This is a genomic window from Neochlamydia sp. S13 (assembly GCF_000648235.2).
Taxonomy (GTDB): Bacteria; Chlamydiota; Chlamydiia; order Chlamydiales; family Parachlamydiaceae; genus Neochlamydia.
Window position 1 is genome coordinate 444986 of the sequence record NZ_AP017977.1, and the last position, 11392, is coordinate 456377.

At 38.8% G+C, this 11392-nt stretch carries 12 protein-coding genes and 1 other RNA gene; 12 read left to right on the forward strand and 1 reads right to left on the reverse strand.

What is annotated here, in order from left to right; translation table 11 throughout:
* Positions 1-20 precede the first annotated feature (20 nt).
* The 7 genes from infC to TY21_RS01730 all read left to right on the forward strand — a co-directional run bounded on the left by infC (position 21) and on the right by TY21_RS01730 (position 6133).
* Positions 21-599, forward strand: coding sequence for a translation initiation factor IF-3 (gene infC, locus TY21_RS01700; protein WP_368668643.1), 579 nt, complete (start codon positions 21-23; stop codon positions 597-599).
* Positions 600-632: 33 nt separating this feature from the next.
* Positions 633-827 carry a 50S ribosomal protein L35 gene (gene rpmI / locus TY21_RS01705; protein ID WP_039385743.1) on the forward strand — a complete coding sequence of 65 codons (195 nt, stop codon included), beginning with the start codon at positions 633-635 and terminating at the stop codon, positions 825-827.
* A 96-nt stretch (positions 828-923) separates the two neighbouring features.
* Positions 924-1280 carry a 50S ribosomal protein L20 gene (gene rplT / locus TY21_RS01710; protein WP_039385742.1) on the forward strand — a complete coding sequence of 119 codons (357 nt, stop codon included), beginning with the start codon at positions 924-926 and terminating at the stop codon, positions 1278-1280.
* An 84-nt stretch (positions 1281-1364) separates the two neighbouring features.
* Positions 1365-2393 (forward strand): phenylalanine--tRNA ligase subunit alpha, encoded by a 1029-nt coding sequence (gene pheS / locus TY21_RS01715; protein WP_042240172.1) that lies wholly within the window; start codon positions 1365-1367, stop codon positions 2391-2393.
* 91 nt (positions 2394-2484) lie between these two features.
* Positions 2485-3360, forward strand: a complete 876-nt coding sequence (locus TY21_RS01720) for an RluA family pseudouridine synthase (protein WP_042240169.1) — start codon at positions 2485-2487, stop codon at positions 3358-3360.
* On the forward strand, positions 3357-4424 hold the full coding sequence (waaC, locus tag TY21_RS01725; RefSeq protein ID WP_042240166.1) for a lipopolysaccharide heptosyltransferase I: 1068 nt from the start codon (positions 3357-3359) through the stop codon (positions 4422-4424). Before TY21_RS01720 ends, waaC begins: the two co-directional genes overlap by 4 nt.
* Before the next feature lie 92 nt (positions 4425-4516).
* Positions 4517-6133 (forward strand): hypothetical protein, encoded by a 1617-nt coding sequence (locus TY21_RS01730; protein WP_042240163.1) that lies wholly within the window; start codon positions 4517-4519, stop codon positions 6131-6133.
* 487 nt (positions 6134-6620) lie between these two features.
* On the opposite strand, the gene TY21_RS01735 is transcribed toward TY21_RS01730, so the two are convergent.
* Entirely contained in the window at positions 6621-7085 is a 465-nt protein-coding gene (locus TY21_RS01735) for an NUDIX hydrolase (protein WP_042240158.1), read from the reverse strand.
* Between the two features lie 310 nt (positions 7086-7395).
* Here TY21_RS01735 and TY21_RS01740 point away from each other — a divergent pair, with 310 nt between their 5' ends.
* The 5 genes from TY21_RS01740 to TY21_RS01760 all read left to right on the forward strand — a co-directional run bounded on the left by TY21_RS01740 (position 7396) and on the right by TY21_RS01760 (position 11319).
* Positions 7396-8061, forward strand: a complete 666-nt coding sequence (locus tag TY21_RS01740) for a MazG family protein (RefSeq protein ID WP_042240155.1) — start codon at positions 7396-7398, stop codon at positions 8059-8061.
* Between the two features lie 15 nt (positions 8062-8076).
* An RNA gene (ffs, locus tag TY21_RS01745) (signal recognition particle sRNA small type) lies at positions 8077-8175 on the forward strand.
* A gap of 293 nt (positions 8176-8468) precedes the next feature.
* Complete coding sequence (locus TY21_RS01750; RefSeq protein ID WP_042240153.1) at positions 8469-9083, forward strand: hypothetical protein; 615 nt, start codon at positions 8469-8471, stop codon at positions 9081-9083.
* Positions 9084-9160: 77 nt separating this feature from the next.
* A complete protein-coding gene (locus TY21_RS01755; RefSeq protein WP_052354482.1) occupies positions 9161-10051 on the forward strand; it encodes a CPBP family intramembrane glutamic endopeptidase in 891 nt (296 codons plus the stop codon).
* On the forward strand, positions 10051-11319 hold the full coding sequence (locus TY21_RS01760; RefSeq protein WP_042240150.1) for a serpin family protein: 1269 nt from the start codon (positions 10051-10053) through the stop codon (positions 11317-11319). Before TY21_RS01755 ends, TY21_RS01760 begins: the two co-directional genes overlap by 1 nt.
* The last annotated feature ends 73 nt before the right edge of the window (positions 11320-11392 follow it).

Consider the following 11392-nt stretch of genomic DNA (forward strand, 5'->3'; position numbering starts at 1 on the left):
TTTGTGCTTCTATAACGAAGGTGGAATTTCGGTTGAAAGTTAACAGAGAAATACGTGCTCCGCGCGTTCGTTTGATTACGCAAACTGGTGAGCAAATTGGTGTAGTCCCTTTGCATGAGGCCTTAGCTAGAGCTGAAGAAAATGGATTAGATTTGGTAGAAATATCAGCAGGCTCTAATCCACCCGTATGTAAGATTATCAACTACGGCAAATTTCGTTACGATCAAACGAAACGGGAAAAAGAGAGTAAGAAAGCTCAACATCAAGTTAAAGTAAAAGAAATTAAGGTCAAGCCGAATATTGATATCCATGACCTAGAGACAAAGATTAGACATGCTCGAGATTTTATCGCTAAAGGCAATAAAGTCAAGTTAACATGCATGTTTAGAGGGCGAGAGATGGCTCATCCAGAGATTGGAGAAAAGGTTCTTCGTAAAGTGTGCGAAGATCTAGAAGAAATCGCTACTGTAGAGTCTCCTTCTAAGCTATTTGGAAGAATGCTCATTGTCATATTAGCACCTGGTGGAAAGAAGAAAAAAGAAGGCGCGAAAGGCCTCTCGAATGAGAGCCAGCCTACCAGGGAAGAAGAAAGCGCATAGGCAAAATGAAAAGATATGTAGGGAGAAGTTCACGTGCCTAAGATGAAAACAAAAAAGGCTGTTGCGGCCAGATTCAAATTGACGGCAACTGGTAAGCTCAAAAGAGGGCGTCCAGGTAAGCGGCATATTTTGAATAAAAAAACACCTAAGCGTAAACGCCAGCTATCCAAACCGGCGTTAGTTAATGATGCGCACTTGAAAACGTACAAACGATTAATGTGCGTATAAAATATAGATCTGACTAGCTAAAAGTCAGAAAAATGAATGAAACGATCTAATATTTTAATAATTAAAGAATTAGACAAATAACAGTGGAGATAAGCTATGGTTAGAGTAACCAATGCTGTTGCTTCACATCGTCGCAAAAAAAGACTACTTAAGAGAGCTAAAGGGTTTTTCGGTGATCGAAAAAACCACTTGCGTCTTACAAGTGATGCGGTTAATAAAGCGTTGGCCTATAATTACCGCCATCGCAAAGAGAAAAAACGCGAGTTCCGTAGCTTATGGATCATGCGAATTGGAGCCGCTGCGAAAATCCATGGAATTTCTTATAGCAAGTTTATTCATGGTTTGCAAAAAGCGCGATGTGATTTAGATAGAAAAATGTTAGCCGATATGGCTATTCGTGATCCCCAAGGCTTTGCTGCCGTGGTGAGTCATGCAAAACAAGCCCTTGTATAACAAGGTATTGATTTCCTACATTTTTAGCAGAGCCGCCGAGTGTGACTCTGCTATTTTTTTTATTTTATTTTTTTGAGGAAGATTGTGCATAGCTCCATTCAAGCCATTCATAGCGACTTTACTGCCGATATAACTGCCGTAAAAACCACGGCAGAGATAGAAAATTTGAAAATAAAATATTTAGGGAAAAAGGGCCTTATCCAAAATTTGATGAAACTCTTAAAAGAGGTTAATCCTGAACAGCGGCCCGCCTTTGGCAAGGAAATTAATGAACTTAAAGAAGAAGTGTTGCATCAAATTGAGGAACATGAAAAGCAGCTGATAGCTAAAGAAGAAGATCAGCAATTGGCTCAAGAAAAAATCGACATTACTTTACCTGGCAGGCGACCTCCTCTTGGACGCAAGCATATAATTACACAAGCCTTAGATAGTATCCTAGATATTTTAGTAGGCATGGGCTTCTCTGTACAATATGGCCCTGACATTGATACCGATTATTACAACTTTGAAGCCCTTAATTTTTCCTCCGATCATCCAGCACGTGATATGCAAGATACTTTTTATATCACTCCTGATGTTCTTTTACGCACTCATACCAGTAATGTGCAAGTGCGCGTCATGGAGGCCCATCAGCCTCCTATTCGTATCATTACTCCTGGTAAAGCTTATCGCAATGAAACCATTACAGCTCGTTCTCATGTTTTCTTCCATCAGGTAGAAGGTCTATATATCGACAAAGGAGTGACCTTTGCCGATCTTTTAGCTACCATGCAAGAGTTTTTTAAAAAACTATTTCGACGAGAAATTGAGACTCGTTATCGCCCAAGTTACTTTCCTTTTGTTGAACCAGGCTTAGAGGTAGATATCTCCTGCCTTTCTTGCAAGGGAAAAGGATGTCAGCTCTGTAAGCACTCCGGATGGCTCGAAGTTGCAGGGGCTGGAATGGTACATCCCGAAGTATTAAAAAATGGAGGAATTGACCCGGAAGTGTATTCTGGATATGCTTGGGGAATAGGCGTAGAAAGAATGGTATTACTAAAACATGGAGTAAAAGATATTCGTCTATTTACAGAAAATGATCTACGTTTTTTAGAGCAATTCACCCATTTTTAATCCTCTCTAACAAAGGATGCTTAAGAAGTTGTAGAAAAACGCTAAAAGCAAATTTTTCAGCCTATTTTTGACTTTTTTTTAAGGTTTAATTATGCAATGGATGGTGGAGACAGCAGAAAGTGGCCAAAAGCTGGTCAATTTTCTTAAAGGCAAGCTAGGTTCACGCTATTCTGCTCGCCAAATTAAGAGCAGTATTGAATATAATGGATGTTATGTGAATCATCACCTAGAGCATTTTGCTTCCACAGTTCTCGCTAAAGGAGATAAAGTTTCCTTGCCAGCAGGAATTCTAGAGAATAAACCTCTTGTTTCTTTCCAATTCTTACTTAGTCAGATTATTTATGAGGATAAAGAATTACTTATTTACAATAAGCCTGCAGGGGTAACCTCGGATGGTCAAGTATTGATAGAAGCTTTAAAAGCTTATAATATGAGGTGGGAGCTTTTACATCGGCTAGATCGGGATACGACCGGACTGTTGATGTTCACTCAAGGTAAGGCGTTTCGCGAGAAAATGGTGGCTGCTTTTAAAAAGCAGGAGATCGATAAAGTTTACTTAGCTCTTATTGATGGAGTTCCTAGGCAAGAATCAGGAAGTATTAATAACTATTTAGGTAAACTTCATGATTATCTTGGACAGTCATTATGGGGAGCTGTCCCTTCCGCTGAGGGCCATCATGCCCTTACGGCGTGGAAAGTTCAGAAAAAAGGCCCCAAAGCCTCTTTAGTGCACTGCTACCCGCGCACAGGCCGCACTCACCAAATCCGCGTGCACATGAGTGAAATGGGACACCCTATTTTGGGGGATCGGCAGTATGGGAAGCTCTTTCATTGTTCTTATTATAGCCCACGTTGTCTTTTACATGCTTATGAGCTATCCTTTATTCATCCCACTCTTCTACGCAAAATGCACTTTCAAGCCCCTATTCCTTTAGATTTTCAGCAAGCCATGGCGCAGGTGTTATGAGAATATTGATCGTTAAAACTTCTTCACTAGGGGATATTATCCATGGTTTTCCGGTTCTTGCTTTTCTCCATCAACAATTTCCGGAGATTAAAGTGGATTGGGTAGTGGAAAAGAGCTTTGCCGAAATTGTTAAAAGCCATCCCTTAGTTGAACGCGCCATTGAAATAGATACAAAAAGTTGGCGAAAAAAGCTTTTTAGCTTAAAAACATGGAGCAGCATATTAAGCTTTCGCTCAGCCCTACAACAGCAAGAATATGCTGCTGTGATTGACCTGCAAGGTAACACTAAGTCTGCCATTGCTACTTTTTTAGCAAGAAGTGCTCATAAAGTAGGGTTTGGAGCTAAATCTCTCCATGAGTGGCCTAACCGGTGGGTAACCCATCATCATTTCGATCCTCCCAAAGAGCTAAATGTGCGAGATGAAAATGTATATCTGGCTCAGCACTATTTTCAATGCTATTCTCCCTTAAAAGAAGAAAAATTAATTTTAAATTTAAGTAAGGAACAAAAAGGCGTTTTTGATCTTCTTTGGGCCAAGATAAAAGAGCTACCTGGACAAAAGATTTTAGTCTGTGCAGGCTCTGCTTGGAGAAATAAAAGGCTTTCTTATGAAGCCCTGGAAAGCTTTTTATATGAAATTTCTAGCAACCTGAAAGTTTCTCTTATTTTAGTATGGGGAAATGCCGAGGAATTAGCCATAGCACAAAAGCTTCAGTCTGCCCTGGCGACAAACGTAAGCCTTTTGGACAAAGTTTCTCTTGCGGTTTTACAAAATTTAATGAGTCGGATGGATGCTGTTATTGCGATGGATTCCTTGCCTTTACATCTAGCTGGAATGTCGGGGACACCTTCTTTTAGTGTGTTCGGAGCTTCTTCTGCTCGTAAATATAAGCCTAAAGGTAGCCTACATGAAGCTATACAAGGGGAGTGCCCTTATGGACGGACTTTTGAAAGGCGCTGCCCTGTATTAAGGTCTTGTCCTACGGGATTGTGTATTCGCGGATTATCAGGAAAGTATTTGTTTCAGCAGTTTGCCCATTTTTATTCGCAGTTAAAAAATTAAAAGGGCCATTTTAAGCTTTAATAAAATCTTTAAGAAAGATTGCTATTGTCTATTCATCAGATTAATTCATAGATAATTTTAGGAGGGGCTTGATGAGCTTTAATGTAGACAAAGGGGCGGAAAAGGGAAGAGAGCTTTTATATAGCTTTTATAAAGATACTCGGCCTAATGGAGGGCGAGCAAAGCTAAGAAATGCTATTGCAATCTTTAATCGCCTTAAAATTGATAAGACGCTTACCCCTGAAGGGCGCTTACGAGAGGCTATACAGCGCTTACTCGATAGAAATTGCTCAGATAGAGAGATAAAAGTTGAGCAGTCGGTCGCTTATCTAGCTTCTAAAATAGATGATAAAAATCAGGATACAACTAAGCGATTAGAAAAATTATTTGATAAGATCAATCATTCCGAGCGGGAAGCTTTTATCAGCGGGGAAGAAAAAGCCTTTAAAAAAAGCCCCGCTTATGAAAAGCAATGGCTACAAGAGAAAATAGCTCAAAGCAAAAATGAGCGTTTTGCCCTATTAAAAGCTAATCAAGCAATTCTTGAGGATATAGAAGGCCCTTCCTTTATCTACTTATCGCCTTTGATTGAGAAACTTGATGCATTCATTTTGAAAGAGGAGAATCCTCTTCTTTGGCAGCATCAAGCGCATATAATTAAAATTTTGCGCACCCTCAACGATCTCAATAAAAAAAACCTTTCCGCAGCCGAGCAAGCTAGCATGCGCGAATTTCTCGCCGGGGTGGACTGGGGGATTTTCGAGCCTGAAAACATTTCTTACCTTCACCAAGCCAATATTCATAATATTGAAATGCTAAGTGATTTGCCTGCAGGCAATCAACTGCTAGCCTCAGAGGTGAAAAAAACTTTGAATGAAAATGCCTATAAAATTTTAGCGCTTGAGGAAGAGATTGCTGATAAAGAAAGAGAGTTTGATCGATTATATGGCGAGCAACATCAACTGTCTATTCAAAGTACACTCCCTCCTTCTAACATAAACGAAGGACAAGCTACTCCTCCCTTGCAAGATAGCATTCATCAAAAAGAAGAAAAAGACCTAGCAGACTTATTAGCTGTAATAGCAGCAATGGATGCCGAAGAAGAAAGGGCTAGAGAAGAGCCTAGTGTGGAAAGGGCACCCACCCGGGAAGAAAATCATCTTACCCCTGAAAGCTATGATGAAGAAAAAGCCCTAGCAGAAGCATTAGCTGCAAGCTTAGAGGAGTTTAAAAAATTAAACCCACCTAAAAAAAATGAAGGAGAGCAAAAGGCAGCTAAAAACTTTGGCAGAGGCCCTTTATCTCTGCTTGAACGCATGCAACTAACAGAAAAAAAAGGTAAAGAGGGGATTCAGCCAGCTACCTCTAACATTCCTCCTTCTGCCCCTGGCACTATTAAAGGAGAGAAAGGAGCGTTAAAAGAGGCTTTTACAGCACCTGACATAACTTCTCAAAAGGGTAGAGCAGGAGCAAGGCCATCTGTTCAGGCTTCCCCCTTAAGAGCTGCTCTTGAAGAAAGGGTAGAAGCAAAACTAGAACCAGCTCAAAAGGTAAGGGATAAGGGGAAAATGGCTGAAGTTAAGCAAGAATCACTAGTCACAAGGCTTTTCAAGTATTTAGCGGCTCCTTTGATTAAAATTGGCCAATGGCTGTTAGCCTGTTTTTGGTGGATTTTTAAAAGAAGAAATCCATGGATAAAGCTTAGCTAAAAAGTATGAGAACTGATACAAAGCTAGAAGCCTATTACTCTCTCTTAGTGGGAGCTAGGTCTCTAGCTTTTTAAGCTTGTCATCTTAAAGCCCTATCTCTATAGATTTTAAGTTTCCTTAAGATTTACTTCTACCAGCTTGCTAGCTTTCTCACCTTAATAAAGTACCCTTAGCACTGATTTTTGCAATAAAATGAGTGCTTAGCTCCAGGGGCTTATCTTCATATGTGGGACAGAGAGCCAAATATGAACTTTATGCATTTCGTTGAAAGGTCTAGGGCGGCCAATAGCGGGGCTGATTGGCATGAATGAATCCTTCTTTGGATATCTTTACCTTCCCTTTATAAATTTTTTTATGTTTTTTAAGAGTGGGTGTTGTTAAGACTTTCTGTGGAAGCGAGCAGGTAATAAGAAGGAAATAGGATTATATAAAGGGCTGCTCGAAAGCGTATTACTTTTTTCGTATACTTTCTTAGGGGCCACATTTTTTAAAAGCCTCTTAAGAAAAGATGGCGAAGCGTTTGCTGGGTTTCCACAAAAATCTCTCCGTCAGGGTTTAAAGCTTCTATTTCTTCTAGGGTAAACCAGCGTATCCCATTAGTCTCGCAAGGATTTTCTTTGATCTCGCCTCCTATGGGGCGGGTAATATAAATAAAATCAACATGTTGATGGGCAGGTTGATCTCCGAAAGGAGGAATCTCTTCTAACAAGCATAGATAGGGACGTTCAAAACTATGCGCATTCCACCGCTCAATCCATATATTTTCTTGAAGAATAATCTCAACCTCAAGACCCGTTTCTTCTTTAGCCTCTCGTTTGGCTGCCATAGGGGGAGTTTCGTGAGGATACATATGCCCTCCAGGCGGCAACCATTTACTTAATTTCCGGTGAAAAATGAGTAAGACTTTTTCATTATCAAAAATATAAGCGGTGGCGGTGCATTGTTTTTCCATATAACCTTATCTAAAATTTTAACCTCCTACCCTATCACTTAAGGAAGGATTATTCTAGTTTTTTTACATCGCCTTAGTTTATAAATGAAGAGGCCTATTAAAGCTATAAACCTAAAGGTGGAATTTTATTTATAGGGTAGCTAAAGGAATGTTTACTTGTGTTTTGTCCTATCTTGTCTAGTGAATGGCTGGCTTTTAAGCTGTGTTTAGCAGGAATGAGCCATAGGATAAAAGCTAAAATTCCTTAATAAGGCTTCCATGACCTGTAATCCTCGATTATTAATTTAATCCTCTAAACTTAAAAGTGGCTATGCAAGAATTTAATCAACTGATAGAAATTATTGAGCGTTTGCTAGCGCCTGAAGGCTGCCCTTGGGACCAAGCGCAAACGTTACATTCGCTAAGATCTTCGCTTTTAGAAGAATGCTGTGAAGTCATTGAAGCGATAGATTTAGGCCACAATAGCCATATTCAAGAAGAGCTAGGGGATCTTTTTTTTAATGCTGTTTTTCTGTGTAAGATAGCAGAAAAAGAGAAGCGTTTTACTTTTGGTGCTGTGCTTAACGAGCTTAATGAGAAATTAATCCGACGCCACCCGCATGTTTTTGGCGAGGGAAAAAAGATAAATACTTCTCAAGAGCTTTCCCATCAGTGGGAAGAAATAAAAAAGCGTGAAAAAGGTAAAGATACGCGCAAAAGTGTCCTGGATGGCATTTCTAAGTGTTTGCCTGCTTTATCACGCGCTCAAAAAGTTCTTAAAAAAATAAAAAATTTCGGATATTTAAAAGATTTACCGGCTGGTGATCTTTCTTGTATCCATAATGAAAATGAATTAGGTAAGCATCTTCTTTTCTTGGTAGGAGTAGCTCAAAAACAGGGTCTAGATGCTGAGCATGCTTTAAGAAAAACTCTCGCTCATTTAGAAAAAGATTTTCAACTTTTTGAAAAAAAAGCATTTATAAATAACGAGGAATAAGCTATTCTTATAGCTGCCGGGGACCTTGTGGAATGAAATAGTTCGAACCAGGTCAGGACAGGAATGTAGCAGCCTTAAGGATAATGTTTATGCCTTGAGATAATCTCCGGCACTCTTTCTAATTAAATTCTTCTTAAAGTTAAACGATAGTATGCCTTCCAAGTAAGCTATCTTTCTAACACCTTTTTTCTTGTAGCGTATAAGGTCATTATCTTTTTACCTTTCTTCATTCTAGAGAATGAGGTGGGAAAAATATATTTCTTTATTTATTCTTCTCATGCTTGGCTGCTAGCGCTTTGATGTCAAAATTTTTGTAGAAAGATAATAATCTTTTTGTTAAAATTAAAAGCTATAAAATCATTTCCTTATTAATAACAGATTTTTATGTACTATTTGAGGTGAATTTAATGAATAAAATTGTATTATTTTTAATAATCTGTTTACTTACTATTTCTTGTGGTTCACGCTATGGAGATTTTTATCCTATGCATGACGATGGTAAAGCCAAACCGCGCGTGGTATTATTGCCTACCGTGGATGCTACGGAGAGGTCCTCTAGTGTCGATTATCTTATAAAGCAAACGCGTTATCAATTAAGAGAAAGGGGAAGCTTATATCTTTATCCTCAAGAGTGCGTTGAAAAACAATTAGAAAAGATAAAAAAAGTTTCCTTTTTTGATCCCGATTTTTCTTTTGTGAAGAATTTTGGGGGAGCTGATGTAATAGTAGCTACCGAACTTGTAGAATATCGAAAAGATAGGTATGGAGAGGTAGAAGTGAAGTGCATGCCTCCTCATCTGCATAATAAAAATCTATTAACTATGAAGCTAAAGGTGCGTATGATTGATCTACGTGGAGAGCAACCGACAGTGGTCCTGCAAGAGATTATGACAGAGCAACTTTTGCTCCCTCCTACAGCCTGGGACAATGATAAAGAAAAGTATTACCTCAAAAAATTGAGCGAGCGTTTAGTTAGAGATCTTGTCATACGCTTAGAAAATGTAGCATTACACGTTCTGTAGATGAAAGAGGAGAGAGGGAGGATCAAGCAAGCCTTACTCTTTTTAATTTATAAACTTAAGTTTAAGCAATGGAAAACATGCAAACATTGATGGTTGAGCGGTTACAGATTTTCACTAGCGCAAGCTTTATATTTATAATATTTTTGTTAGTGGCCTGGAAAAATGATTATTTTAGCTCCAGTAGAAGATTGCCTGAATCCAAGCAAGCGCTAGCTGTAAAGGTATGGAGTTGCCCTTTTGCTATTTTTTTTCTTTTGCAAATTCTACTCGTTCCCGCCTCTTTTAAGTTGTGGGCTTTTTTTTATCCTCACGAAGAGCCCTTTTCTCCTTCATCTCTTACTCCAGAAATACAAGGGTGGTACACCATCTACGCTATTTTTGTAACAGGCATAGGAATAGGTGTCTATTACTTTTCTTTATCTAAAGGAAACCAAGAGATAATTCTAGGAGTATGTGCTTCAAAGGGCAGCCTTTATAAACTACAAGATTTTTTTATTGCTTGCCTAAGTGGGGTGTTAAGTTATCCTTTAGTCATCGCAACAGGTCAATTTATTGCTCTTTTGTTAATGCTCACCTACCAAAATGTTGAAATTGAGCAAGTAGCTGTGCAGCAGATTAGGATGGCAACCTCTTCTCTACCTCTGCTAATGACTTTAAGTGTATGCATTATATTTATCGTCCCTATCATCGAAGAATTGCTTTTTAGAGGTTTTTTACAAAATGGATTAAAGAAATATATGACCTCCAAGCAAGCGATTGGATTGACTTCCTTAATCTTTGCCCTCTTACATTTTTCTTCCCTGCAGGGCTGGGGAAATGTTGAATTAATCGCTTCGCTTTTTGTCTTGTCTTGCTTTCTAGGATTCATTTACGAGCGGCAGCAATCGATTTGGGCATCTGTTAGCTTACATGCTATTTTCAATGCGGTTAATATTATGCTAATTTTTTATACAAAAAGAGGGGTTTAATGAAGCACATCTTTACAAAAACTTGGTTTAAATTAGTGATATTAGGATGGATAAGTCTATTCTCCCTACCTATACAATCGGAGGAAGAAAAAACCTCTCATGATGAGCTGAATGAAAGACTTTTAGTCTCTCAAGGTGCAAATGCGTTTGCTGTAGATATGTACAATCAGCTGCCCCCCACGAATAACCTTTGCTTTTCCCCCTATAGTATTTTTTCTTCTTTTGCCATGGCTTATACCGGAGCTGATGAAAATACTCATAAAGAAATCTCTACTGCTTTTCACTATCCTCCCTCTGTTGATAAATTGGGAAAAGGCTTAGCAGAGCTAAACCATTTCTTTACTTTTTATCCAAGCAGTGCTTCTGATGAAATACGCGTTAGAGTAGCCAATTCTTTGTGGATTCAAACCAATTTCCCGTTACTGCCTTCTTACAAAGAAAGTATGAAAAAATATTTTAATGGCACATTTAGAGTCATCGACTTTAAAGGACAACCTGAAACTGCACGGGCTACCATTAATGCTTGGGTTAAGCATCATACCTTTGGCAAGATCATTGATATTTTGCATTCCCAAGCCATAGACTCATCAACCCGCATGGTCCTAGTGAGTGCTCTCTATTTGAAAGCAAAATGGAAAAACCCCTTTGATCCCCATTTAACTACTCAACAACCTTTCTTTACAGAGGATGGGGTCGTTCAGACAGCTTTATCCATGACTCAAACAGCTTATCTTCCTTATTTAGATACCCCGGAAGCAGCCGTTGTGGAACTTCCTTACATTCTCTCGCGAAAAGAAGGTCCTGAATTTTCTATGATGATTATTTTACCTCATCAAAAAGAGGCCTTGAGGGAAGTAGAAAAAGGGTTAACGGCAAGAAAGCTAGAGGAATGGAGAAAAAATTTAGAAAATACTAAGGTCCTTATAACGATTCCTAAATTTAAAGTTCTCCAATCTAGCAATCTAAAAGATATCTTAGAAAAGATGGGAATGCACACGCCTTTTAGTGAGCAAGCTAATTTTTCAAAGATAACTGAATTTAAAGGGTTAAAGATTGGAAATGTTTTACATAAAGTCTATCTATCTATGGATGAGAATGGTAGCGAAGCTGCAGCAGCCACCTCCATTAGCATGAATGTTACCTCAATTTTGGAGCCGAAAGCTCCTATGGTTTTTCAAGTAGACCATCCTTTTATTTATATGATTTATGAGAAAAAGACAGGTACTATCCTCTTTATGGGAAGGGTAACCGACCCTAATAAAAGTTAGCTACTAACTTGTAAAAAAACTTATCCTCTATCAAGCGCCTAATCAATTTTGATAGAGGGTAAGACTCACAAAT